The sequence below is a fragment of the Blautia sp. HCN-20427 genome, assembly GCF_037890365.1.
Classification (GTDB): domain Bacteria; phylum Bacillota; class Clostridia; order Lachnospirales; family Lachnospiraceae; genus Blautia.
In genome coordinates, this window is the sequence record NZ_JBBKBX010000021.1 from 34,438 (window position 1) to 60,755 (window position 26,318).

Genomic DNA, 26,318 nt, shown 5'->3' on the forward strand with positions numbered 1-26,318 from the left:
ATCATGGCTTACGAAAAAGGTAATAGACCGGATTCTCCAATGAAGAGAAGAGGCGGACGCAGAAGAAAAAAAGTTTGCGTATTCTGCGGACAGGAAAATAACGAAATCAGCTACAAGGATGCAAACAAGCTGAAAAGATACGTATCTGAAAGAGGTAAAATTCTTCCTAGAAGAATCACAGGAAACTGTGCTAAACATCAGAGAGCGTTAACAGTAGAAATCAAGAGAGCAAGACATCTGGCAATTATGCCTTATGTTCAGGACTAATTGAGATGACAGGCGCACTGCTTCGGCGGTGCGCTTTTTTCTTGTGTAAAATCTTAAAAGATGATATAATACTGTTACCTATTAATCAAAAGATGGAATTCTTTTGGGATTTATCGGCAGGTGAAGAGATGAATGGAAAATTAAAAATTAAAGGCCAGCTGAAATTTTATATGCAGTGGCCCTTCATTCTGACCATAGTGCTGCTGGTCATGGATATACTGGTATTTACCGTGAATGTAAAAGCCGGGGCACTGGTGACAGGATTCCTTGCAGTCTATATGCTCATTGCGGTTTTCATGTATTTCCACAGCAGAGCTACGATTATGAGTGAGTTGATTTCCTTTGCGACTCAGTACGGGCAGGTACAGAAAACTTTGTTGAATGAATTTATTGTACCCTATGCCCTTTTGGATTATAAGGGAAAAATTTTATGGCTGAATGAAGAATTTGCAAAACTGACAGGGAAGAACAGGAGATACCGTAAGGCTATCAGCAGTCTGTTTCCGGAAATCACGCAGGAAAAACTTCCGAAAGAAGAGGATGCAGAAATTGCTTTTCAGTTTGAGAAAAGAGATTATAAGGCGGTTATGCGCCGGATTTCCATGAAAAAGCTGCTGGAGGAGTCTGGTCTGCTGGAAATTGAGGAAGGCAGTGATTTGATTGCCTGCTATTTCTTTGATGAGACAGAACTGAATCAGTACATTCGCCAGAAGGAAGACGAAAAGCTGGTAACAGGGCTTTTGTATCTGGATAATTATGAAGAAGCGCTGAACAGTGTAGAGGAAGTCAGACGTTCTCTTCTGGTAGCGCTTATTGAGCGAAAGCTGAACAAATATTTCAGCGATGTGGATGGACTCATTAAGAAGCTGGAGAAGGATAAATTCATTCTGGTTATGCGTCAGCGTTCTCTGGAAGAGTTAAAGCAAAAACGTTTTAACATTCTGGAAGAGGTGAAAACGGTTAATATCGGAAATGATATGGCCGTTACTATTAGTATCGGAATCGGTATCAATGCACCTACTTATGCCCAGAATTATGAATATTCCCGTATCGCTATTGATTTGGCATTGGGCCGCGGCGGTGACCAGGTGGTTATCAAAGATAGGGACCAGATGACATATTACGGCGGCAAATCCCAGCAAATGGGTAAAAATACCAGGGTAAAAGCCCGGGTGAAAGCCCATGCTCTCCGGGAATTTATGGTCAGCAAGGATAAGGTTGTAGTCATGGGACACAAGATTTCCGATGTGGACTCTATCGGTGCAGGTATCGGTATCTACAGGGCGGCAAAATCTCTGAACAAAAAAGCTCACATTGTGGTAAATCATCCCACCATGTCAGTGCGTCCGATTATGGAAAATTTCCTGAAAAATCCGGATTATGATGAGCATATGTTTATAGACAGCGATGAAGCAAAAGAAATTGTGGATAACAATACAGTCGTTGTGGTGGTAGATACCAATAAGCCGAGTTATACAGAATGCGAAGAACTTCTGCATAAGACCAAGACCATTGTGGTGCTTGACCACCACCGTCAGGGCAGCGAAGTGATTCAGAATGCAGTGCTGTCCTATATTGAGCCTTACGCGTCTTCGGCCTGTGAAATGGTAGCAGAGATTCTGCAGTATTTTTCTGATGATATCAGGATTTACAATATTGAAGCAGACGCGTTGTATTCAGGCATTATTATTGACACCAATAACTTTACGGCAAAGACCGGTGTGCGTACCTTTGAGGCTGCAGCGTTCCTGCGAAGATGCGGGGCTGATGTAACCAGAGTGCGCAAAATGTTCCGCGATGATGTGAAATCTTACAGGGCTAAGGCAGAAGCCATTCGCCATGTAGAGACGTATAAAACCTGTTTTGCCATTGCCGTATGCCCCAGTGAGGGTATTGATAGTCCCACCGTAGTGGCTTCCCAGGCGGCCAATGAACTGCTGAATGTGGACAGCATTAAGGCAACCTTCGTGCTGACGGATTATCAGGGCAAAATTTTTATCAGTGCCAGGGCTATTGATGAAGTCAATGTGCAGCTGATTATGGAGAAAATGGGTGGCGGCGGCCATATTAATATGGCAGGTGCCCAGCTTCCGGGTGTAACTGTGGAAGAAGCAATCCGGCAGTTAAAAGCAACACTTGACCAGATGATGAAAGAAGGAGACATAGAAGTATGAAAGTAATACTGATTGAAGACGTAAAATCTTTGGGCAAAAAAGGACAGATGGTAAATGTAAGCGACGGATACGCAAGAAACATGCTGTTTCCCAAAAAGTTAGGCGTAGAGGCAACCCCGAAGAATATCAATGATTTGAAGCTTCAGAAAGCACACGAAGACAAAGTGGCAAAAGAAAATCTGGAAGCGGCAAAACAGTTTAAGACAGAACTGGAAACCAAACAGGTGATGGTAAGCATTAAGGTGGGAGAAAACGGCAGAACCTTCGGTTCTGTTTCTACAAAGGAAATTTCCGAAGCAGCCAAAGCGCAGCTTGGTTATGACATTGACAAGAAGAAAATGCAGCTTGCAAATCCAATCCGGGAATTAGGCACCACACTGGTTCCGGTAAAACTGCATCCACAGGTGACTGCAGACTTGAAAGTTGTAGTAAAAGAAGCGTAAGAAGGGAGTTCCCGCCGAAATGGAAGAAGCACTGATTAAGAGAATCCTGCCCCACAGTATGGAGGCAGAACAGTCGGTCATCGGCTCTATGATTATGAGCAGAGACGCTATTGTAGAGGCGTCGGAGATGATTACAGGGGCGGATTTTTACCAGCAGCAGTATGGTATCGTGTTTGAGGCCATGGTGGAGCTTCATGACGAGGGAAAAGCAGTTGACCTTGTAACATTGCAGGAGAGACTGAAAGAAAAGGATTTGCCGCCGGAAATTTCCAGCATGGAATTTGTCCGGGATTTGCTGGCAGCAGTTCCCACCTCAGCCAATGTAAAATACTATGCCGAAATCGTAGCAGAGAAATCCATGCTACGGAAACTGATTAAGACCACAGAGGAAATCAGCAATGCCTGCTATCTGGGCAAAGAGAAGACTCAGGACATTCTGGAAGTGACGGAGAAAAAAATCTTTGACTTGGTGCAGAATAGGGGAAGTGAAGAGTTTGTGCCTATCCGCCAGGTGGTGTTAAACGCCATTGAAAAAATCGAGAAGGCTTCCAGAACCCAGGGCAGCGTTACCGGTATTCCCACAGGTTTTATCGATTTGGATTATAAGATGTCGGGATTTCAGCCTTCGGATTTGATTCTGGTGGCGGCCAGACCTTCTATGGGAAAAACGGCTTTTGTATTGAATATTGCCCAGTATATGGCCTTTCACAGCGATGTGACAACGGCTATATTCAGTCTGGAAATGTCAAAGGAGCAGTTGGTAAACCGTCTCCTGGCTCTGGAATCCAAGGTGGATTCCCAGAATATTCGAACCGGTAATCTGGAAGACGAGGAATGGGCGAAGCTGATTGAAGGCGCCAATATTATCGGAAAATCAAACCTGATTATTGATGATAAACCTGGTATTTCTATCTCGGAACTGCGTTCCAAGTGCAGAAAATATAAGATGGAACACAATCTGGGCATTATCTTTATCGACTACCTGCAGCTGATGACGGGGAGCGGAAGAAGCGAGTCCAGACAGCAGGAAATTTCAGAGATTTCCCGTTCTCTAAAGGCACTGGCAAGAGAACTGCATGTACCGGTGGTGGCTCTTTCCCAGTTGAGCCGTGCAGTAGAGCAGCGTCCCGACCACAGACCCATGCTTTCAGACTTGCGAGAGTCAGGGGCCATTGAGCAGGATGCGGACGTGGTTATGTTTATTTATCGTGATGATTATTATAATAAAGATTCCGAGAACAAAAACATTGCGGAAATCATCATTGCAAAACAGAGAAATGGTCCTATTGGTACCGTAAATCTGGTTTGGATGCCGAATTATACGAAATTTGTGAATATGAAAAAATAAGAGGCAGCCGCTTTCATGCGGCTGCCTCTTGGAATATCCGGTATCACTCGTCATAGATGCTGACAATTTCCCCTTCCAGAATCCGGTTCATATTTTTTACAGCGCAGAAGTTTCCGCACATACTGCAGGTATCTTCTTTTTCCGGTTTGGCCTCTGCCCGGTAGCGTCTGGCTTTTTCCGGGTCCATACTGAGCCGGAACATTTCTTCCCAGTCCAGCCTTTTTCGAGCCGTGCTCATGGCATAATCCCAGTCAGAAGCCCCATGGATTCCTTTGGCAATGTCCGCAGCATGGGCCGCTATTTTAGAAGCGATAATCCCTTCTTTTACGTCCTGTTCGTCCGGCAGACGCAGATGTTCTGCGGGAGTGACATAGCACAGGAAAGATGCACCGTGGGAAGCTGCTACAGCGCCGCCTATGGCAGCTGTAATGTGGTCATATCCCGGTGCAATGTCTGTCACCAGAGGACCCAGTACATAAAAAGGTGCACCCTGACATACGGTCTGCTGGATTTTCATATTGGCTTCAATCTGATTTAAAGGCATGTGCCCCGGCCCCTCGATAATGACCTGTACATTCTTTTCCCAGGCCCGTCGGGTTAACTCGCCCAGTGTCACCAGTTCTTCTATCTGGGAAATGTCCCCGGCATCTGCGATACAGCCGGGACGGCAGGCATCTCCCAAGCTTAAAGTCACATCGTATTTTTGACAGATATCCAGAATCCAGTCATAGTGTTCATAAAACGGATTTTCCAGTCCGGTCATTTCCATCCAGGCAAAGATAATAGAGCCCCCTCTGGAAACAATGTTGGTAAGCCGCTTGTTTTCTTTGAAACGGCAGGCAGTGCTTTTATTGATACCCACATGAATAGTCATAAAGTCCACGCCGTCTTTGGCATGCATTTCTACAATATCCAGCCATTCCTGTGTGGTGATGTCTTTTAATGGTTTATGGTAGTAAACCACAGCGTCATAAATCGGTACAGTTCCAATAATGGCAGGGCACTCCTGAGTCAGCTTCCGGCGGAACTTTCTGGTATCCCCGTAAGAACTTAAATCCATAATGGATTCTGCACCCATTTCCACGGCGCTTTGTACCTTCTGCAATTCCATATCAACGTCTTTCCAGTCCCTTGAAGTTCCCAGATTCACATTGATTTTCGTTTTCAGCATAGAGCCCACGCCGTTGGGATTTAGACATTTGTGCAGTTTGTTGGCCGGAATGACGGCTTTTCCCTCTGCCATGTACTGACGCAGTTCTTCGGGAGAGATACCTTCCTTTTCGGCAACAAGTTCCATTTCCTTTGTGATGATACCCTGCCTTGCGGCATGCATTTGTGTAGTGTAAGTCATAGGTTTTCTCCAATCTTTTATTTTTTAAACCAGAGAATCCGAACCTGCGGCACAGCCATTTTCCACAAAAAAGAAAAAGTCTGTGCCGAAAGGATGCACAGACATATAAAATCAGTATGTGTAAACTCCCTACGTTGGCATAATCCAAATCAGGTAATACAGGTCGAAGCCAAACTTCCTCTCAGCCCATGGGGCTCCCTGGTTATTTTTTATCAGTTTAGCACCGCTTTAAGTAGTTGTCAACAGTTTTTGTCGAACGTATTTTCTTGCAATTTAACAGGGGTTTGTTATAATAATTAGGAGAAACAAAGAAAGGGGTCAGTATATGCAGAAGGCCATTTATTCGGTTTCGGAGGCAGTTCACTTTCTGGGAATTCAATCCCATGTGCTCAGGTACTGGGAAGAAGAACTGTGCCTTCCGATTGGAAGAAACGAAATGGGACACAGATACTACACCCGATGGGATATTCAGGTTTTTCTGAGTATTAGAGAACTAAAGAAAAAAGGGTATGCACTGAAAGAAATAGGAGAACTGACAACCCTTTTTTATAAAAATCAGGCAGAGAAAAAACAACCTGAACATAGAACAGCGACCCTTTCCGTATCAAGGGAATTTATGGAAATTATCAGTAAACTTGTAACGGACAGGCTTCAGGAAAAAAATTCCGGGGAAGAGAGGTATAAAAGACTGGATGAGCGAATCCGCAGCTGCCAGCAGTACAGGCGGGAAGCGGCAGCGGCTGTGGAGAAGGAAGGGCAGAAAAAGAAACGGTTTTTTCAGAAAAAATAAAACGAAGAGGCAGGAATCACGAAAATTCCTGCCTCTTCGTATACGCTTCATGATACAAAACATCATAGATGTTTCTGTATTATGTAAATCTTAGCCTTCTACGATAGCTTCTGTAGGACAAACACCAGCGCATGTTCCGCAGTCAACGCATGTATCAGCGTCGATAACGTATTTGTCATCACCTTCGGAAATAGCTTCCACTGGACATTCACCAGCGCATGTTCCGCAGCTTACACATTCATCTGTAATAACGTATGCCATGATTGTACCCTCCTTATATATTCTGAACCTTGCGATTCAGTTCTTAGGGTTATTCTAATATATTTATTTCTATAATACAAGTCTTAATTTAGAAACATAGCAGGATTTTTTTGTGCATACAGGGGAAAAAAGGGAAGCGTAAAATGGAGAAAAACAGTTGAATATAATGAGAAAAGAGATTATAATAAGATAATAGAAAATTTTAAGGAGGAATTACCCATGAAAGTAACACCAGATATGACAATTGGTGAACTGCTTCGTTTAGATGAAAATATTGTGCCGATTCTTATGAGAGCAGGCATGCACTGCATCGGCTGTCCTTCCGCACAGGGAGAATCACTGGCAGAAGCAGCTATGGTTCACGGAATTGACGGAAATATGTTAGTTGCTCAGATTAACGATTTTCTGGAAAATAAATAAAAATGTGAAAAACCTCCGGGCAGAGATTCTGCTGCGGAGGTTTTTTGCTTGCATCTTAGATTTTTGTCAGCTGTGTCAGTGCATTTTGCGGAATCATGCAACCGCCGTGCTCCTCCAGATAAGCCTGCTTGGCCGGGGAGAAAGAGGTACCGCTTCCATATTCGGAAAGTATGTTGCATACTTTGTTGAAATCTTCCGGCAGGGTTTTCTCCTGACGCAGTATCAGTGAATAGGTACCGTCCTTTTCGTTTTTATACAAAGCGCTGAAACCTTGGAAAAAATTATTCAGTCCGTGAGCGGCTTCAATGACAGTATCCAGATTCCGGAATGTGTACTCGCGCATTAAATTTACGGAAACCGGAGTTTCCTCAGAAATCTCAGTCTTTTTTGTCTCTTTTGTAGTTTCTTCAGAATTTCTTTCTTTCTTTTTGCGTTCCATGGCTCTGGATTTTGCCTCATAAATTTTCTGGAAAATACCCAGAATATCGTCTGCACCTTCTACTTCCACCGGAGGGGCTTCCTCAGACGATGTTCCGGAATTGCCCAGAGGAGTAAATTTGGAAAAACGTGTATCCAGTTCTTCTGGGTCGTCTACCTTGGAAATAATTAAAATAATGCTGTCTGCAGATACGGGAATGGCCTCAATCATCAGAGGGGTATTGTCTGCTTCAAAGCCAAATTCCAGGTTAGCCTGCTGCATCATATCGCGAAAGAGACTTTTGGCATTTTCACTTCCGTAAGCCAGTTCGCTTAAACGAATATGCCGCTCTTCCAAATCAGCTCTGGTAAGTGTGCAGCGTATTTGATTTTCATTTATTTTTTCTATTTTCATAACATCACATCCTGTCTGGTTATTTATCTAAAGATGCTATTTTTCCTTTTATATTATATACTATGCACCGTCGGATTGTAAAGAAGAAATACTTGCTAATTTACCGTACAGATGCTATAATAGGGAACAGATAGAGAAGACTGCCCTGTAAATTTTACAGGAAGGAGTGAAACTCAGGTAGTCTTTTCATGTTCGGCAGATTTTATGATTCAAGAAATGCAGCATTCTGCTGCAGCAGGCGGATACATTCTGTATCACTGCAAATTTCCACTTATACCAGAACATACGGGGAGTCTTTCTTTATCTGTTTGTAACTGAATGAGGCGTTTTGTGCGGAAAAAAAGAAGAAGCAGGATAATAATATATCACAAACATTTGCATTCTGCGGGAGGAAAGTATGGATAAAAACGAAAGGAAGATTCTGCACCGGGAACTGGAGACTTATGAGGATATGGGGGTGACGTTGTATCTGAACGGAAGGTCTACCACACCGAAACGTATTGAGAAAGCATATAAGATGGCAGAAGAAGGCGGTTATATGCGGGATTACATTCAAGATGAAGATGGAAAGCTTCAGGCCGTTTCCTTTGATTTGGTAAAGGGCTGAATCACCATAATTGTGTATAAAAAAGAAAAAAATCTGAAAAAAACATGAAATCCTGGAAGAAATAGATGACGAAAGAAAAAAATATGCTATAATACACATAAAAAGAGAGTTTAAAAGGAGCTGGAAAATGGCAAAACGAAGGAAAAGAAGAAGACGCAGGAGAGGGATTCCTCCCGTGTTTATAGCATTATTTCTTATCGTAATTGTTGGTGCAGCAGGTATTATTACAAGTTATGTAAAGAAATATACACCGTCAGATACCAGAATGGATTTGGAACAGTACTATAAGCTGGAAGGTCAGGAGGAAGCTGCTTTGATTCTGCAGGATACGGTCAGTGACAGCAAAGGCCGGGTGGCAGACGGAAAAATCTATATCCCCTACAGCGTGGTAACGGATACGCTGGACGGAAGATTTTACTGGGATGAAGAGACACAGAAAATGCTGTATACCACACCCGATGCGGTGATGGAGATTCAGCCGGAAACTACGTTCAGTACAACCGCCGGGACAGAGCAGGAGGAAGGTTATGTTCTTGTAAAGGAATTTGACGGCAGTTATTACATTGCTCTGAACTTTCTGGAGAAATACATGCAGATAACAAGTCAGGTATATGAAAGTCCGGCAAGGGCTGTGATTTCTTATAAATGGCAGAGCATGCAGACTGTGGAAGCAAAAAAGGATACCGTGGTGCGTTATCAGGGGGGGATTAAAAGTCCGATTCTTTCAGAAGTGAAAGAGGGTGATTCCCTGCAGCTTCTGGAGGAAATGGAAAACTGGTCCAGAGTTATGACTGCGGACGGTTTGGATGGCTATGTGCAGAAAGAAGATTTAAAAGCAGCAGAAGAAACGGAACTGGTATATGAGGGCAGCTATGAAGAGAATTATACCAGTCTTACCAGAGATTATAAGATTAACCTGGCCTGGCATCAGGTAACATCCGAGGCAGCCAATTCTGCATTTGACCAGACGATGGAGGAGGTAAAGGGGGTGAATGTCGTTTCTCCCACCTGGTTTTCCGTTACGGGAGGCGAGGGTACCATTTCTTCCCTGGCCAGCGCTGAGTATGTGGACAAGGCTCATGCAAAAGGCATGGAGGTATGGGGACTGATTGATAATTTTGATGAAAATGTAAGCACACTGGAAACTCTGTCAAAGAGAAGCGCTCGGACTCATATTATCGAAATGCTTCTAAGTGAGGCAAAAAGAGTGGGAATGGATGGCATTAATGTGGATTTTGAAGCCCTGACAGAGGAAGAGGCACCGCATTTTATCCAGTTTATCCGGGAGCTGTCTGTCACCTGCAGGGCAAACAATCTGGTTTTGTCTATTGATGACCCGGTGCCGCAGTATACGGCTTTCTATAACCGGAAGGAACAGGGAATTATGGCGGATTATGTGATTATCATGGGATATGACGAGCATACCACAGGTTCCGAAAGTGCCGGCTCAGTGGCTTCTCTGCCGTTTGTGGAGGAAGGAATTGTGCAGACGCTCAAAGAAGTTCCCAGGGAAAAGGTGATTAACGCTGTACCATTCTATACCAGATTATGGACAGAGAATAACAACGGTATGGTATCCAGTGAGGTCTTTGGCATGGACCAGGCGGACAAGTATGTCCAGGAAAAGGGGATGGAGGTCTACTGGAACAAAGACGTCTCCCAGAATTACGGAGAACTTGTTACAGCTGAGGGAACACAGAAAATCTGGCTGGAAGATGAAAAATCCCTGGAGGAGAAAATGAAGCTGGTTCAGCAGTATGAGCTGGCTGGTGTAGCTGCATGGAAACTGGGATTTGAACGGGCAGATGTCTGGGAAATCATCGGTAAATATTTACAGTAAGAAAAGAAAATACGAGGTGGAGTATCATGGCAGAATACGAAATGTTTAAGACAACCCTTATGGGCGGATATGACAAGGAAGAAGTGCAGGAACTGATTCAGAAGCTGAAAGACGAAATGGCAGAGATTCAGGTCAACTATAAGAAGCAGATTGCAGACCGGGATACAAAGATTGCAGAGCTTCAGAAACGAATTGAATTAAAAGAAGCTTATCAGGCCCGCATGGAGGAAGATATCAAGGAAAAATACCAGAAGTATATTGACAATTACGAAAGTATCGGAAAGCTGGTATTTGAAGCCCAGATAAAGGCGGAGGGCATGGAAAATGAAGCACGGGAAAAGTGTGAAAAAATGATAGCGGAAGCAGAAGAAGAAGCCAAACGCCGGGTGGAAGCTGTACAGTCAGAGATTGATGATAAACTTCTGGAAGGTAAGAAGAAATATGTGGCTGTACAGGAAGAAATGAACGGTATCGTAGAGCTGATTAATCAGGCTCAGAGAAGATTTATGTCTTCTTATAAGGAGGTACATCAGATTATCAGCAGTATGCCTACATCTCTGAGCGATATCGGGGAGGATACGGAACTGGAAATCCATAAAATCGAAATCCCGGAGGAAGAACATCCGGAAGCAGAAGTGGACGACGAACTGCATCTGGGAGATACCCAGGAACTGGACATCATGGATGCCATGGAGGATATTGCGGAACTGGAAGAGTTTGACGAAGAGGACGAGGAAGACGAAGACAGTAAGCTGGCGCTCCAGATTTCAAAACTGCTCAGCGAAGAGGATGAGGCCATGCTGGAAGAAGAACTGGATGGTCTTCTCAAAGAATAAAAGGTGGATAAAAGCGAGAATAGCAGAAAGGCTGCAGGATGCTCTTTTTAATAAAAAATGGAGCAGGCTGCAGCCTTTTGTTGTCTGTCAGTCTTCTTCAATAATCTGTAGTTCCAGATAGTCAAAGTCCAGGATTTCAATAAAATTATCCTGCGAAAACCGTACTTTTGAAAATTTCTGAAAGTCTTTGATGTTGGCATCCAGCCATATGGGGGATGGAAGATCAAACTCATGGCAGATGCAGTCCAGACAGTGAAATACCTTTTTTGTCCGGCTGTTTTTGGTATCATCACAGATCACCGTGCTTTTCTGAATGCGTGTGTCTTTATAAATATTTCCCATTAATCGGAACATGAAAAACGTCCTTTCTGTATTGTAATCGCTTCTATTTCGCATTGTGATATTTATTATAAGGAAGATGAGAAGGGCTGTAAAGCCTGTTTTCAAATCTTTTATGGACAGGTTGTATAGATTGTATATGGAATTTCTGAAAATCAGTCAAAATGACGGGATTGGTTAGGGGATTGTCCATGCTTACAAAGACTTAAAGTAATATTTGGGCATTTGACCTATGGAAAAAAAGCAGGGATAGAGGTATACTAAACACAGTTCAAACGAGAGCAATCGCATATGTTTAGGAGGATAATTAAAATGGCAAGTTTATCATTACAGCATATTAACAAGACTTACCCAAATGGCTTTGAAGCAGTAAAAGATTTCAATCTTGAAATTGCAGATAAAGAATTCATCATCTTCGTAGGACCTTCAGGTTGTGGTAAATCTACAACACTTCGTATGATTGCAGGTCTGGAAGAAATCACAGGCGGTACATTAAAGATTGGCGACAAAGTAGTAAACGATGTAGAACCAAAAGACAGAGATATTGCAATGGTATTCCAGAACTATGCTCTGTATCCACATATGACAGTTTATGACAACATGGCATTTGGTCTGAAACTGAGAAAAGTTCCAAAAGACCAGATTGACAAAATGGTAAAAGAAGCAGCTAAGATTCTTGACCTGGAAAAATTATTAGACCGTAAACCGAAAGCTCTTTCCGGTGGTCAGAGACAGCGTGTTGCTATGGGACGTGCTATCGTGCGTGAGCCTAAAGTATTCTTAATGGACGAACCTCTGTCAAACCTGGATGCAAAACTTCGTGTTCAGATGCGTACTGAGATTTCCAAATTACATGAAAGATTAGGTGCTACCATCATCTACGTTACACATGACCAGACAGAGGCTATGACACTGGGTACAAGAATCGTTGTTATGAAAGACGGTGTTGTACAGCAGGTAGATACACCGCAGACATTATACAATGCTCCATGTAACTTATTCGTTGCTGGATTCATCGGTTCTCCTCAGATGAACTTCTTAGATGCAGTTGTACACGTAAAAGGAAACGATGTTGAATTACAGATTGGCAGCACTACACTTCAGGTACCTGCTTCCAAGAAAAAAGCCCTTATCGAAGGCGGATATGATGGAAAAACTGTTGTTATGGGTATTCGTCCAGAGCATGTATATGACGATGAAGCTCGTATCCAGGCATTCCCGAACAGCACAATCGAAGGAAAAATTACTGTTTACGAATTACTTGGTGCTGAAGTTTATCTGTACTTTGATACAGAAGGATTCTCTATGACAGCAAGGGTAAATCCTCGTACAACAGCAAGAACAGGCGATACTGTTAAATTTGCATTAGACATGGAAAAAGTTCATGTATTTGACAAAGAAACAGAGCAGGTTATTACAAACTAAAAAATGTGAATGAGAATAGAATCCCGTCTGGAGTTTCCAGGCGGGATTTTTGAAAATCGGTGATATTTATTTTAGTCCAGCAGCCGTGACCCGGAAAGCGTGGGATTAAAGTTTCCTTTCATACTCTTGATAGAGCGTGAAGTCAGCACATAATCTTCAGGAAGTTCACGAGGAGAAAATCCGGTCATTTCTTTGAAAGTTCTGTTAAAGTGTCGTATGGTATCAAACCCGCACAGAGTAGCGATTTCCGTAATGGACAGGTGTTTTGTGTTGTGCCGAAGCATGTCAATAGCTTTTTCAAGCCGTATGATATTCAGATATCTGGAAAAAGTCATTCCGGAAATGTTTTTAAAAAATTTAGAAAAATAAGGTTGAGACAGTCCCATAAAGCTGCTGGCGTCCGCAAAGGTGAGATAGCTGTATTTTTCTTCAATTTCACTGAGCAGGTTTTTATAATTTTCCATGGAAGTATGGAAGCGGTTTGCTTTTGGTTCCACAAGATTATGTGTCGACAGCGCTTCACAGCGGTAAATGTCCACTAAAAGACTGCGGATAAGGCTGGTGATTTTCAGTTCATAAAAGGGCTGTTTTTCCTTTAATTCATTTTTTACAGTCTGACAGAGCCCCGGAATCAAGGCAGCCATCCAGGAGTCCAGAAGAGGAGAGGCGAGTTGTGCCCGTCGGGTAATCTCCTGAATGATAGAGCCGTCAAACATGAGAATGGACGTAATGCTTCCCGGTTCCCCTTTAATATAGTGGATTTCCCCGCTTTCAATGAGAGCCGCTTCTCTGCTGTGAAGGTCATAGGCAGTATGGTTGAGGGAAACCGTTACGCTTCCTTTTTCAATATAAATCAGTTCAAATTCCAGGTGCCAGTGAGGCAAATTGTGCAGGTTTTCATAGCGTCCTGTCCAGGCTCGTTCTTTTCCTTCCCGTTTTTCAAAATTAGCCAGCATATGCAGCCCTCCTTTTGGTATACTGAAACTTTTCTTATACTGTAACAAAAAAGATAATAAATGTCCATATTGCGGCAACAAAGTTCTTTCTTTTTTTGCGCTGGAGAGTATACTGAAACGTAGAAAAAGGAACGAAAAATTGCCGGATGGCAGAGTATAATAGGAGGAAAATTAATATGTTGGAAATGAAAAATTATCAGTTCTGGTTTTGTACAGGTTCACAGGATTTATATGGACAGGAATGTCTGGAGCACGTGGCAGAGCACTCCAAAATTATGGTAGACAGATTAAATGAATCAGGGGTACTTCCCTATGAAGTGGTATGGAAACCAACTCTTTTGACAAATGCTATGATTCGTCAGACCTTTAATGAGGCCAATGCAGAGGAGACCTGTGCAGGTGTGATTACCTGGATGCACACCTTTTCGCCTGCAAAATCCTGGATTTTGGGACTGCAGGAATACAGAAAACCGCTGCTGCATTTGCACACACAGTTTAACAGAGAAATTCCATATGATTCCATTGATATGGATTTCATGAACGAAAACCAGTCTGCTCACGGAGACAGAGAATACGGTCACATTGTTAGCCGCATGAGAATGGAGCGCAAGGTGATTGTAGGCTTCTGGGACGACAAAGAAGTGCAAAAGAGAATAGCTTCCTGGATGCGTACCGCAGTAGGGGTGATTGAAAGCAGCCATATCCGTGTTATGAGAATTGCGGATAACATGAGAAATGTAGCGGTTACAGAAGGTGATAAGGTAGAAGCGCAGATTAAGTTCGGCTGGGAAGTAGACGCTTATCCGGTCAATGAGATTGCAGACGCAGTAAATCAGGTTTCTAAGGGAGATACCGATGCCCTGGTGGAAGAATATTATGATAAATATGACATTCTTCTGGAAGGCAGAGATGCGGATGAATTCCGAAGACATGTGGCTGTACAGGCACAGATTGAAATTGGTTTTGAACGTTTCCTGGAAGAGAAAAACTATCAGGCTATTGTGACACATTTCGGTGATTTGGGCTGTCTGCAGCAGCTTCCGGGTCTGGCTATTCAGAGGCTTATGGAAAAAGGCTATGGCTTCGGCGGAGAAGGTGACTGGAAAACAGCGGCCATGGTTCGTCTGATGAAAATTATGACACAGGGCAAAAAAGACGCAAAAGGAACTTCCTTTATGGAAGATTACACATACAATCTGGTTCCGGGAAAAGAAGGAATTCTGGAGGCTCACATGCTGGAAGTGTGCCCGACGATTGCAGAAGGGCCAATCAGCATCAAATGCCAGCCGCTGTCCATGGGAGACCGGGAAGCCCCGGCAAGACTGGTGTTTACATCCAAGACAGGAAAGGGTATTGCAACTTCTCTTATTGATTTAGGAGACAGATTCCGTCTGATTATCAATGAGGTAAACTGCAAAAAGGTGGAACAGCCAATGCCGAAGCTTCCGGTAGCTACGGCTTTCTGGACACCGGAACCAAGTCTGCAGACAGGTGCTGAGGCGTGGATTCTGGCAGGCGGTGCGCACCACACAGCATTCTCCTACGATTTAACCTCAGAGCAGATGGGAGACTGGGCAGCAGCCATGGGCATTGAGGCGGTTTACATTGACAAAGATACCACCATTTGCAATCTGAAAAATGAACTTCGCTGGAATGAGGCAGCCTATAGACTAAACCTTTAAAATTCCAATATACCTGAAGAATCAAGATAAGAGTCCTCCGGGGAAGCGGTATCTGACCGTTTACCCGGGGGACTTTTGCCATATACGGCTTGCCAATTAAAAAAAAATAATGTATTATTATTTTAGAAAATCCCGGGACGGACCCAAAGGAGAGAGGAATTATGATTTCAAGCCAGGTAATACAAAAAACATTAGATGAACTGAGAATGATTACAAGAATTGATTTGTGTGTCATGGATATAGATGGGAAAGTCAACTCTACCACGTTTGCTACAGAGGAAGAAGATTTCGGTGATGTGAGAGCTTTTGCAGAATCTATGGCAGACAGCCAGGTGATGAAGGGCTGCCATTTCTTTAAGATTTATGATAATCAGACAGTAGAATATATACTGGTTGCCAAAGGAGGCAATGAAGATGCCTACATGATTGGCCGTGTGGCAGTAGCGGAGATTCAGAACCTGATTGTGGCTTACAAAGAGCGTTTTGACAAATCCAACTTTATTCAGAACCTGATTCTGGACAACCTGCTTTTGGTAGATGTTTACAACAGAGCAAAAAAACTGCACATTCCTGTGGAATCTAAGAGAGTAGTCCTGCTGGTGGAAACCAGAAATGAAAAGGACCAGGATTCCATGGAAATTTTGAAAAATCTGTTCATTGCCAGAAACAATGACTTTATTACTGCTATTGATGAGAAGAACATTATCATTGTCCGCACTTTGGAAGAGAGCGACGGATACGAAGAAATCGAAAATATTGCAAGTATGATTGTGGATATGTTAAATGCAGAGGCCATGTCTCAGGTTCGTGTTTCTTATGGTAACATTATTCACGAAATCAAGGATGTATCACGCTCCTATAAAGAAGCGAAGATGGCTCTGGACGTAGGAAAAATCTTCTATGTGGAGAAAAATATTGTAGGCTATAACAATCTGGGAATCGGACGTTTGATTTATCAGCTTCCTATGCCTCTTTGTGAAATGTTCATGAAAGAAGTATTTGGGGGCAAACTTCCGGAATCTCTGGATGATGAGACGCTCAATACCATTAACAAATTCTTTGACAACAACCTGAATATTTCTGAGACTTCCAGACAGCTGTTTCTGCACAGAAATACACTGGTGTACAGACTGGAAAAAATTCAGAAGAGTACAGGACTGGATATCCGCGTTTTTGATGACGCGCTGACCTTTAAGATTGCGCTGATGGTATCCAGCTACATGGATTTCATGAAAAATCAGGATTAATTGATAAGTATAACATAAAACTGCTGCAGAAAACAGGGAACAGAAAGTGTTCAAAACCGGTTTTCTGCAGCAGTTTCTTATTTTTCAGGCAGAAATAGAAATCGGGTGCATCCTCGTGTATTATTGTATACAATTATTTTATTGCGATAAATTACTTGCTTTTTAAAGCGATAAAATTTATAATGGTAGAAAATACGTTAAGAACAGACGGAGGGAAAGCCATGATTCAATTATATAAAAACGGTGCCTGGCTGATAAACGGAACAGAGCTGGTGGAGGATTCCCCGGAAGCGAAAGCACAGATTCAGCAGAAGTATGACAAAGTTGTTCCCGGTAAGGAAGAGGCGGGAAAGAATACCATTGCCTATTCTATTTTACAGGCGCACAATACATCAGACAATATGGAAGACCTGAAAATCAAGTTTGACAAACTGACTTCTCATGATATTACCTTTGTGGGAATTATTCAGACGGCCAGAGCCTCAGGACTGGAAAGATTTCCAATTCCCTATGTGCTGACAAACTGCCACAATTCCCTGTGCGCAGTAGGCGGAACCATTAATGAAGATGATCATATGTTTGGCCTGACCTGTGCCAAACGTTATGGCGGTGTGTACGTACCTCCACATCAGGCTGTGATTCATCAGTTTGCCAGAGAAATGCTGGCAGAGGGAGGGAAGATGATTCTGGGCTCTGACAGCCATACCCGCTATGGGGCGCTGGGCACTATGGCAATGGGGGAAGGCGGACCGGAACTGGTAAAACAGCTTCTGGGAAGAACTTACGATATTAAACGTCCCGAAGTTGTGGGCGTGTATCTCACCGGGAAACCAGTGCCGGGGGTAGGACCTCAGGATGTTGCCCTGGCCATTATCGGCGCAGTGTTTGAGAGCGGTTATGTGAAAAATAAAGTGATGGAATTTGTAGGGCCCGGCGTGGAAAATTTAAGTGCAGATTACCGTATCGGTATTGATGTTATGACTACAGAAACCACTTGTTTGTCATCTATCTGGAAGACCGATGACAAGATAAAGGAATTTTACGAAATCCACGGCAGAGGCGGGGACTTTAGAGAACTGAACCCGAAAGAGGTGGCCTATTATGACGGACTGGTTTATGTGGATTTGAGCCAGATAAGACCTATGATTGCCATGCCGTTCCACCCAAGCAATACATATACCATTGAAGAATTGAATGCAAATCTTATGGATATTTTGGAGGATGTGGAGAAGAAGGCGCAAATCAGTCTGGACGGAAAGATACCATATACGCTGAAAGATAAAGTGAAAAACGGCAGACTGTGTGTAGAACAGGGAATTATTGCAGGCTGTGCAGGCGGAGGTTTTGAAAATATCTGTGACGCAGCGGATATTTTAAGAGGGGCCAGCATTGGTGCAGACGCTTTTACTTTAAGTGTTTACCCGGCAAGTACGCCGATTTATATGGAGCTTGCTAAAAATGGTGTGCTGGCCGACTTGCTGCAGACCGGAGCAGTAGTGAAGACAGCCTTCTGCGGTCCATGCTTCGGCGCAGGGGACACACCGGCAAATAATGCGCTGAGTATTCGACACTCTACCAGAAACTTCCCTAACCGGGAAGGCTCTAAGATTCAGAATGGACAGATTTCTTCTGTGGCTCTTATGGATGCCCGATCCATTGCAGCAACCGCAGCCAATAAGGGACGGCTTACCCCTGCAACAGAATATGCAGGAGAATACAGAAGACCGGTTTATCACTTTGACGGACAGATTTACGAAAATCGCGTTTTTGACAGTAAGGGAAAGGCAGATTCCAGTGTGGAAATCCAGTTTGGACCGAATATTAAGGACTGGCCGTCTATGCCGAAACTGACAGATAATCTGCTCTTAAAGACCGTAGCAGAGATTCATGACCCGGTAACCACTACGGATGAACTGATTCCTTCCGGGGAAACTTCTTCTTACCGCTCCAATCCGCTGAAACTGGCAGAATTTGCTCTGTCCAGAAAAGCGCCGGATTATGTGGGGCTGGCAAAAGAGATTCAGAAGGCGGAACTGGCCAGAGAGCAGGGCGAAAATCCAGTAAAGGCTGTGCCGGAACTGGAAGGCGTCTGGAGCAAAATCAAAGAAGCCTGCCCGGAGGCAGATGTGGAAAATACCGGAATCGGAAGCACGATTTTCGCTGTGAAACCGGGAGACGGTTCTGCCAGAGAACAGGCGGCTTCCTGCCAGAAAGTGCTGGGAGGATGGGCAAACATTGCCAATGAATACGCAACCAAGAGATACCGTTCCAATCTGATGAACTGGGGTATGCTGCCGTTCCTGATTCCGGAAGGCAAGCTGCCGTTCCGGAAAGGAGATTTCATTTTTGTTCCCGAAATCCGAAAAGCGGTGGAAGAGGGCAGCAGGGAAGTCCGTGCCCTGGCTGTAGGAGAAACAGTCACAGAGTTCACTCTAGGCCTGGGAGAAATGACGGAGGATGAGCGAGAGATTATTCTCCAGGGATGTTTGATTAATTATTATCGGGCGAAGTAAGGATAGTGTATTGTGTCACGCATACAGTACCCTGGTTGCGCAGTCTGGCATAAATTTTTCTGAAATCCGAAGGTGATATTTAAAAAAGCAATATTTGGGCAATAATGCGCATTTATAGTAATGACGAATTTGGAAAAACCAGTAAAATAAAGGTTAAGAAATACAAGAGACCGGAGGATGCAGTATGAAAAATCATAGAAAAGAAAGAGCCCAGGCGCGGGAAAAGGCAAAAAAACTGGTGGCTCAGATGACACTTATGGAAAAGGCAGCGCAGCTTCGTTATGATGCGGCACCAGTGGAAAGACTGGGAGTTCCCACCTACAATTACTGGAATGAGGCTTTGCACGGTGTGGCAAGAGCGGGAGTAGCAACCATGTTTCCCCAGGCCATTGGAATGGCAGCAGCCTTTGATGAGGAAGCTATGGAAAGAGTAGGGGATATCATTGCTACAGAAGGAAGAGCAAAATACAATGAATATTCCAAACACGATGACAGAGATATTTACAAAGGACTGACTTTCTGGTCACCTAACGTAAATATTTTCCGTGACCCAAGATGGGGCAGAGGACATGAGACATACGGAGAGGACCCGTATCTGACTTCACGTCTGGGCGTGCGGTTCGTGGAAGGTCTGCAGGGAGACGGGCCGGTGATGAAAGCCGCGGCTTGTGCGAAACATTACGCAGTGCACAGCGGACCAGAGGCCATCCGCCATGAATTTAATGCAGAGTGCAGCATGAAGGATATGTGGGAAACGTACCTTCCGGCTTTTGAGGCATTGGTAACCGAGGCGGATGTGGAGGCTGTTATGGGCGCTTATAACCGTACTAATGGAGAGCCATGCTGCGGACATCAATATCTCATGGAAGAGGTTTTGAGAGGAAAATGGAAATTTGATGGACATTTTACTTCCGACTGCTGGGCAATCAAAGATTTCCATGAATTTCATAAAGTGACGAAAAATGCCAGAGAATCTGCAGCGCTTGCTCTTAAACGGGGCTGTGATGTGAACTGTGGAAATACATATCTGCATCTTTTGGGGGCTGTGGAAGAAGGACTCATTACAGAAGAAGAAATTACCACATCGGCAGAACGTCTGATGACTACCAGATACCTGCTTGGCTTATTTGAAGGAAGCGAATATGATAAGATTCCTTATGAAGTGGTGGAATGTAAAGAGCATATAGAAGCGGCTCTGGATATGGCGAGAAAAGGCAGTGTACTTTTGAAAAATGACGGTGTGCTGCCTCTGGACAAGACCAAACTGCAGACCATTGGTGTTATCGGTCCAAATGCCAACAGCCGTGCGGCATTGATTGGAAATTACCATGGTACTTCTTCCAGATACATTACAGTTTTGGAAGGGATTCAGGATGAAGTGGGAGACGACGTGCGGATGCTGTATTCCGAAGGGTGTCAGCTTGCAAAGGACAGAGCGGAAAATCTGGCATGGACACAGGACAGGATTTCGGAGGCAGTGATTACTGCAGAACACAGTGATGTGGTGATTCTCTGTGTAGGACTTGATGAAACTCTGGAAGGGGAAGAAGGAGATACTGGAAACAGCGATGCTTCCGGTGATAAGAAAGACCTTCATCTTCCGAAAGTGCAGGAAGAGCTCATTGAAAGAGTGACAGCTGTAGGAAAACCTACTATCCTAGTGCTTATGGCAGGGAGCGCTATTGATTTGAACTATGCAGAAGAAAACTGCAGCGGTATTCTTCTGGCCTGGTATCCGGGTGCCAGAGGCGGAAAAGCTGTGGCAGACCTGTTGTTTGGCAAGGTATCTCCGTCGGGAAAACTACCTGTTACTTTCTACAAGGATTTGGAAGGTATGCCGGAATTTACGGATTACTCTATGAAAAACCGTACTTACCGCTACATGGAAGGAGAGGCTTTATATCCCTTTGGATATGGGCTGACCTATGGAGCTGTACGGGTGAAGGAAGTGCAGGTTTTAAATGCTGTGACCGGAGAAAGCGATATAGAAGTGCAGGTAGCAGTGGAAAACAGGGGAGGCACAGACACAGAAGACGTGGTACAGATTTACATAAAAGATATGGAATCGCCACTGGCTGTGAGAAATTACAATCTGTGTGCTTTTCACAGGGTATTTTTGAAGGCTGGCGAAAGTCAGACTCTGACCTTGACCGTTCCGAACCGTGCTATGGAAGTGGTTGATGAACAGGGAAACCGCCGTATTGACAGCAAGAATTTCAAGCTGTTTGTGGGAGTTTCACAGCCGGATAAGAGAAGTGAAGAACTTACCGGAGAAAAAACAGTGGAAGTGACTGTGACACTAAAATAGGTCATAATATAAAAATATAAGAGAAAAAAGCTGAAGTAAATGTTTTATAGAGACATTTTATTTCAGCTTTTTTTGTGAGGTATTTATAAAATATATTTGAAAACTGCAAAGACAATGGTAAGAATTTTATAGAATCAGGATAGATTATTAAATGGTTTAAAAGAAAAGAGTTTGCTATCATGTAACTACAAAATAAATGAACGAAAAGGAGAAACGGTTATGAAAAGAAAATTAGCAGTGGCAACAGCGCTTACAATGTCAGCACTTATGGGACTGTCTCTGGGCGGTTGTGGCTCTACAGGTGGCGGTCAGACAGGCAATTCATCCTCCGATAAAAAAACAGATGATGACAAGACAATTACTTTTTGGAACGTAGGCACGGAAGGTGCAGATAAAGAAACTTATGAGATGGCAATTGAAATGTTCAACAAAAATAATAAAGATGGCTGGACAATCGAAAATGTTCCAACCCAGAATGATAAGTACAAAGAGAAGCTGGTAATTGCCATGAGTTCAGGAGAGTGTCCAGATATGTATACAAGTTGGTCTGGAGGTCCAATGAACGAATACATTAAATCCGGTTATGCACAACCATTGGATGATTTGTATGAAAAATATGGATTGAAGGATCGTTTTATGGAAGGCGCGTTGGAACAGGCCAGTTATGATGGAAAATTATATGCGATTCCAGTGAAAAACATTTCTGTGGCGGGTATTTATTATAATAAAGATTTATTTGAGAAATATAATATTGAAGTTCCAAAGACATTAGAAGACCTGGAGAAAGCATGCGATACTTTTTTGGAAAATGGAATTACTCCGTTTACACTGGCTAATTCTACAAAATGGACAGGTTCTATGTATTTTCAATGTCTAGCCGCAAGGAAAGGTGGATTGGAACCATTCCAGAAAGCGGCAGACGGTACTGGCTCTTTTGAAGATGAGTCCTTTGAATGGGCAGGAGAAAAAATACAGGAATGGGTTAATAAAGGTTATTTCCCAGATGGTTTTAATTCTATGAGTGAAGATGATGGGCAGTCAAGGCAATTATTTTATCAGGAAACGGCAGCTATGTATCTGATAGGTTCCTGGGCTACAGCAAATTTAAAGACGGATAGTGAAGATGGCGGCAGCGATTTTTATGATAAAGTTGGATGGTTTTCGTTCCCGGCTATCAGTGATTCCAATGCTGATTCTTCTATTTTGTGCGGGACTATGGGAGACCAGTTTATTTCCTTTAACTGTGAAGGTGAAAAATTGGATGCTGCATTTGAATTGGCGAGCTATCTTTCCAGTGAGGAAGTTGTAGATTTTATGGTAGACTCAAGTCTGATTCCTCCGGTTAAGGGAATTGAAGATAAAATCACAGATCCGGTTTCGAAATCTATTGTAGAAGCGGCAAATAATGCTTCAGCAGTACAGTTATGGTATGACCAGTATCTTGACCCAAGTGTGGCAAATGCACACTTAGATGGAAATCAGGAAGTATTCGGATTGACAATGACTCCGGCAGAGGCAAATAAAAAAATGCAGGATGCACAACAGGAATATCTGAACAAATAGTAGAAAAGGGGGATGATTCCCTCTTTTCTAACAGGAAAATTTTGAATTGAGGTGAAATTATGAAACAGGCCGCAAATGCGTTGGGAAAACGCAGACAGAAATCTACAAATCAGGCAGCGTTTGTTTTTCTTTTACCGGTTATGGTAATTATGTGTGTGTTCATTTTTTATCCAATTGTGGATTCATTTAGAATTAGTACACTGGAATGGAATGGAATTTCTGCGGAGAAAACATTCATAGGACTCGATAACTGGATAAAGTTAGTCCAAGATAAAAATTTTTGGATGGCATTTAGAAACAACATTATTATTATGGTTCTATCTATAGCGATTCAGATTCCTATAGGCTTAGCAGAGGCGACCTTTATCGAATTTGCAGGAAAAAAATCTACAATTTTTAAAGTACTTTGGTTTATCCCTATGCTTATGTCCTCCGTTGCTATTGGTTTTTTGTTTACATATGCACTTGCTTCTAATGGTGGAATTGTCAGTACAATTTCTCAATTATTTGGAGGCGGCAATATAGATTTACTGGGGAATCCAAAGACTGCACTAATCACTGTAATCTTTGTTATAGCATGGCAGTTTGTACCATTTTATATGGTTTATACCATGGCTGCATATACGAATATTTCAGAAGACGTATATGAGGCCTCTTTGATAGATGGAGCAACAAAAGGACAATATTTTTGGAAAATAGCACTTCCGCTTCTGACACCGTCATTAAAGAGTGCGGCCATTCTTTCTATGGTTGGTTCTCTTAAATATTTTGATTTGATTTATGTTATGACAGGCGGAGGACCTGGAAATTCTACAGAATTAATGGCTACCTATATGTATAAAAAAGCATTTACAGAATTTAATATGGGATATGGTTCTGCGGCAGCAGGAGGCATGTTTTTATTGATTACTTCTCTTTCCTTAATTACCATGCGCCTTATCAATGGAAAAAAGGAGGACTAGATAATGGAAGAACGTTATAAGAAAACAAAAATAAAGAGCACAGTGAGCTGGATAATTGCGATTGTTTTGGCTCTCACAGCCACAATCGTGGCAATTTTACCATTTGTGTTTATGATTATTAATTCTTTTAAGAATAAATTTGAAATGCTTACAAAGGGTGTTTTTGCGTTGCCGCAAAAGATTGACCTGGCTAATTATAAGGAAGTGCTTAGCGGCGGGTTTGCAGGATATTTTTTAAACAGTGTATTTCTGTTGGCAGTAGTGTTGGCATTGATTTTGTTTATTTCTGCCTGTGCAGCTTATCCTCTTTCTCGTTTTAAATTTAAACTAAATGGATTTATTTATGGAATTATTGTTGCCTGTATGTCTATTCCGATTCACATTACGCTGATTCCGGTATTTCAGATGACAAAAAATGTAGGAATTTATGACTCTATCTGGGCTTTGATAGGGCCAGATGTGGCATTTGCACTTCCAATTTCTGTATTTATTCTTACCAGCTTTATGAAAGGAATTCCAAAAGAAATTGAGGAGTCTGCGGAGATTGATGGATGCAACAAATATAAGATGTTTTTCAAAATGATATTACCCCTTGCAAAGCCGGGTTTATCTACATTGGCTATTTACAATGGAGTGAATGTATGGAATGAATTCAGTTTTGCATATACTTTGACTCAGTCCGTTCAGAGTAGGACATTGCCGTTAGCTGTATGGGATTTTCAAGGACAATATGCTATGAATACACCAATGATTATGGCAGTTTTGACTTTGACAGTTCTTCCAATGATTATTCTTTTTATTCTTGCACAGGATAAACTTGTAAAAGGCATGACGGCAGGTGCTGTAAAAGGATGATGTTACATTGTGGAAAATACATAATAATGTTAATATGGAAAAGCGTGTAAAACACTTTGGGATAAAAGAAAGGTATCGAATTTGCAAAGTTCGGTACCTTTCCGTATACAGATAGCAGGGAAGGCGGACAGAGGAATGAGAAAAAAGAGACAGAAGGTAAAGTTTAGGGAGAAGTGGAGAAAGCTGTGGAGTGTAGAGAAAAAAATTCACTTTGTAATGCTGACAGTGATTATTAGTCTGACTTTGATTGCTATTATTGTGTCTACCGTGTTTTTAACGAATGCTTTGACAGAACAAAATAGGCAATATGCATCAGAACAGTTAGGAATTATGGCTTCGGATTGTGAAGGAAATCTGGAACAGTATAAAGCACTTATGATAGCTACTGTGTTGGATGATTCGATACAGGAATACTGTCGTAGTGAATCTTTGCAGACGGCAGATAAAGTGTCAGATAATGTATATAGGGTATTGCAAAATATATTGAATATCCAGTCTAATGCCAACTTTGTAGCAGTTATAAATGGTAGAAATGAGAAATATGTCTACAACGGAAATTCAGGAATGACAGAGACTAATTTTGAAGAAATATATGAAACAGACTATAACGAGAATATTAAAAATCAAGACAGCAATAATATTGTTTTTAGTTTTTCTAACCATTATTACAGAGGAAAAAAATATACATTGACAGCCTATTTCCCTGTGTTTTCCAGTCAGCATGTAGGAGAAATAAATGGAACTATTGTTATGAATTTAGATGATAATATTCTTACACAATTGCAAAAAAAGAGAAAAGTTCCTTATTCTCAGATGTATCTCACGGATATGGAGGGACGGATTGTTTCGGGAAACCAAGAGAAAGAAAGTGCAGATAAGGTGAGGTATGGGAAATGGCTGAAGGGAAACAGTGGTTCTATACAAAAAGAAGGAAAATTGATTAATTATCAAAAAGTGGGGGAATGGAATTATTATTTAATTGATGAGATGCCGCTTTTTTATTTGTATAAAGACTGCATAGGGGTAATAGGAATATTGCTTATCAGTACGGTTATTATTATGCTGATTGCAGTTATTATTTCAAGAAAACTAATAGGAAGTCTTTATGCTCCCATGAATAAAATCATCCAAAAAATGAATGCGGTTTCAAAGGGGAATTTGAGAACTCGAATTAGTAATACGGATATGGATAGAGACAGTCAGCAACTGGCTGATGGATTTAATTTAATGATGAATGAAATTGATGTATTACTTGGAAAAGTGAAAAAAGAGCAGGAACAATTGAATCAAATGAAACTG

The 26,318-nt window shown here is 42.4% G+C and carries 23 protein-coding genes and 1 riboswitch; of the genes, 18 read left to right on the plus strand and 5 right to left on the minus strand.

Annotation, left to right across the window (positions count from 1 at the left end; all coding sequences use genetic code 11):
- Positions 1 to 3: 3 nt before the first annotated feature.
- From rpsR to dnaB, 4 genes are all read left to right on the plus strand, one after another.
- Entirely contained in the window at positions 4 to 267 is a 264-nt protein-coding gene (gene rpsR, locus WKT17_RS12655; protein WP_022268174.1) for a 30S ribosomal protein S18, read from the plus strand.
- A 128-nt stretch (positions 268 to 395) separates the two neighbouring features.
- Complete coding sequence (locus tag WKT17_RS12660; RefSeq protein WP_173750040.1) at positions 396 to 2,441, plus strand: DHH family phosphoesterase; 2,046 nt, start codon at positions 396 to 398, stop codon at positions 2,439 to 2,441.
- Positions 2,438 to 2,884: a 50S ribosomal protein L9 gene (gene rplI, locus WKT17_RS12665; RefSeq protein ID WP_173750039.1), complete on the plus strand. Its 447-nt coding sequence runs from the start codon at positions 2,438 to 2,440 to the stop codon at positions 2,882 to 2,884. Before WKT17_RS12660 ends, rplI begins: the two co-directional genes overlap by 4 nt.
- A 19-nt stretch (positions 2,885 to 2,903) precedes the next feature.
- Entirely contained in the window at positions 2,904 to 4,232 is a 1,329-nt protein-coding gene (dnaB, locus tag WKT17_RS12670) for a replicative DNA helicase (protein ID WP_173750038.1), read from the plus strand.
- A gap of 43 nt (positions 4,233 to 4,275) precedes the next feature.
- Here the strand turns inward: dnaB and thiC are convergent, their stop codons facing one another.
- Entirely contained in the window at positions 4,276 to 5,583 is a 1,308-nt protein-coding gene (thiC, locus tag WKT17_RS12675; RefSeq protein ID WP_173750037.1) for a phosphomethylpyrimidine synthase ThiC, read from the minus strand.
- Positions 5,584 to 5,692: 109 nt separating this feature from the next.
- Positions 5,693 to 5,794: riboswitch (TPP riboswitch) on the minus strand.
- A gap of 114 nt (positions 5,795 to 5,908) precedes the next feature.
- Here thiC and WKT17_RS12680 point away from each other — a divergent pair.
- On the plus strand, positions 5,909 to 6,373 hold the full coding sequence (locus tag WKT17_RS12680) for a MerR family transcriptional regulator (protein ID WP_173750036.1): 465 nt from the start codon (positions 5,909 to 5,911) through the stop codon (positions 6,371 to 6,373).
- A 90-nt stretch (positions 6,374 to 6,463) separates the two neighbouring features.
- On the opposite strand, the gene WKT17_RS12685 is transcribed toward WKT17_RS12680, so the two are convergent.
- Positions 6,464 to 6,634: a DUF362 domain-containing protein gene (locus tag WKT17_RS12685; protein ID WP_009247091.1), complete on the minus strand. Its 171-nt coding sequence runs from the start codon at positions 6,632 to 6,634 to the stop codon at positions 6,464 to 6,466.
- 219 nt (positions 6,635 to 6,853) lie between these two features.
- Here WKT17_RS12685 and WKT17_RS12690 point away from each other — a divergent pair, with 219 nt between their 5' ends.
- Positions 6,854 to 7,054, plus strand: a complete 201-nt coding sequence (locus WKT17_RS12690) for a DUF1858 domain-containing protein (RefSeq protein ID WP_173750035.1) — start codon at positions 6,854 to 6,856, stop codon at positions 7,052 to 7,054.
- A 55-nt stretch (positions 7,055 to 7,109) separates the two neighbouring features.
- On the opposite strand, the gene WKT17_RS12695 is transcribed toward WKT17_RS12690, so the two are convergent.
- Positions 7,110 to 7,886, minus strand: a complete 777-nt coding sequence (locus WKT17_RS12695) for an adaptor protein MecA (protein WP_291682801.1) — start codon at positions 7,884 to 7,886, stop codon at positions 7,110 to 7,112.
- A gap of 397 nt (positions 7,887 to 8,283) precedes the next feature.
- Between WKT17_RS12695 and WKT17_RS12700 the strand changes: the two genes are divergently transcribed.
- From WKT17_RS12700 to WKT17_RS12710, 3 genes are all read left to right on the plus strand, one after another.
- Positions 8,284 to 8,493 carry a hypothetical protein gene (locus WKT17_RS12700; RefSeq protein WP_173750033.1) on the plus strand — a complete coding sequence of 70 codons (210 nt, stop codon included), beginning with the start codon at positions 8,284 to 8,286 and terminating at the stop codon, positions 8,491 to 8,493.
- Positions 8,494 to 8,620: 127 nt separating this feature from the next.
- On the plus strand, positions 8,621 to 10,333 hold the full coding sequence (locus WKT17_RS12705; RefSeq protein ID WP_340273107.1) for a glycosyl hydrolase family 18 protein: 1,713 nt from the start codon (positions 8,621 to 8,623) through the stop codon (positions 10,331 to 10,333).
- Positions 10,334 to 10,359: 26 nt separating this feature from the next.
- Positions 10,360 to 11,169, plus strand: coding sequence for a DUF3135 domain-containing protein (locus WKT17_RS12710; RefSeq protein ID WP_173750031.1), 810 nt, complete (start codon positions 10,360 to 10,362; stop codon positions 11,167 to 11,169).
- 87 nt (positions 11,170 to 11,256) lie between these two features.
- On the opposite strand, the gene WKT17_RS12715 is transcribed toward WKT17_RS12710, so the two are convergent.
- Complete coding sequence (locus WKT17_RS12715) at positions 11,257 to 11,523, minus strand: hypothetical protein (protein ID WP_173750030.1); 267 nt, start codon at positions 11,521 to 11,523, stop codon at positions 11,257 to 11,259.
- A gap of 297 nt (positions 11,524 to 11,820) precedes the next feature.
- Here WKT17_RS12715 and WKT17_RS12720 point away from each other — a divergent pair, with 297 nt between their 5' ends.
- Positions 11,821 to 12,933 (plus strand): ABC transporter ATP-binding protein, encoded by a 1,113-nt coding sequence (locus tag WKT17_RS12720; protein ID WP_173750029.1) that lies wholly within the window; start codon positions 11,821 to 11,823, stop codon positions 12,931 to 12,933.
- 71 nt (positions 12,934 to 13,004) lie between these two features.
- Here the strand turns inward: WKT17_RS12720 and WKT17_RS12725 are convergent, their stop codons facing one another.
- Entirely contained in the window at positions 13,005 to 13,889 is an 885-nt protein-coding gene (locus WKT17_RS12725) for a helix-turn-helix transcriptional regulator (protein WP_173750028.1), read from the minus strand.
- Positions 13,890 to 14,065: 176 nt separating this feature from the next.
- Here WKT17_RS12725 and araA point away from each other — a divergent pair, with 176 nt between their 5' ends.
- From araA to WKT17_RS12765, 8 genes are all read left to right on the plus strand, one after another.
- Positions 14,066 to 15,571: an L-arabinose isomerase gene (gene araA, locus WKT17_RS12730; RefSeq protein ID WP_340273111.1), complete on the plus strand. Its 1,506-nt coding sequence runs from the start codon at positions 14,066 to 14,068 to the stop codon at positions 15,569 to 15,571.
- A 161-nt stretch (positions 15,572 to 15,732) separates the two neighbouring features.
- The gene (locus tag WKT17_RS12735; protein ID WP_173750026.1) at positions 15,733 to 16,818 is read left to right on the plus strand and encodes a PucR family transcriptional regulator; all 1,086 of its coding nucleotides are present in this window, start codon (positions 15,733 to 15,735) and stop codon (positions 16,816 to 16,818) included.
- 221 nt (positions 16,819 to 17,039) lie between these two features.
- Entirely contained in the window at positions 17,040 to 19,331 is a 2,292-nt protein-coding gene (locus tag WKT17_RS12740; RefSeq protein WP_173750068.1) for a hydratase, read from the plus strand.
- A 184-nt stretch (positions 19,332 to 19,515) separates the two neighbouring features.
- Positions 19,516 to 21,639 carry a glycoside hydrolase family 3 C-terminal domain-containing protein gene (locus tag WKT17_RS12745; RefSeq protein ID WP_340273114.1) on the plus strand — a complete coding sequence of 708 codons (2,124 nt, stop codon included), beginning with the start codon at positions 19,516 to 19,518 and terminating at the stop codon, positions 21,637 to 21,639.
- Positions 21,640 to 21,858: 219 nt separating this feature from the next.
- Entirely contained in the window at positions 21,859 to 23,202 is a 1,344-nt protein-coding gene (locus tag WKT17_RS12750) for an extracellular solute-binding protein (RefSeq protein ID WP_294461015.1), read from the plus strand.
- A gap of 59 nt (positions 23,203 to 23,261) precedes the next feature.
- Positions 23,262 to 24,164, plus strand: a complete 903-nt coding sequence (locus WKT17_RS12755; protein ID WP_294461017.1) for a carbohydrate ABC transporter permease — start codon at positions 23,262 to 23,264, stop codon at positions 24,162 to 24,164.
- Between the two features lie 3 nt (positions 24,165 to 24,167).
- Positions 24,168 to 25,019, plus strand: coding sequence for a carbohydrate ABC transporter permease (locus WKT17_RS12760; protein ID WP_294461020.1), 852 nt, complete (start codon positions 24,168 to 24,170; stop codon positions 25,017 to 25,019).
- A 135-nt stretch (positions 25,020 to 25,154) separates the two neighbouring features.
- A partial coding sequence (locus WKT17_RS12765) for a cache domain-containing protein (protein WP_340273118.1) occupies positions 25,155 to 26,318 on the plus strand: 1,164 nt, incomplete at its 3' end.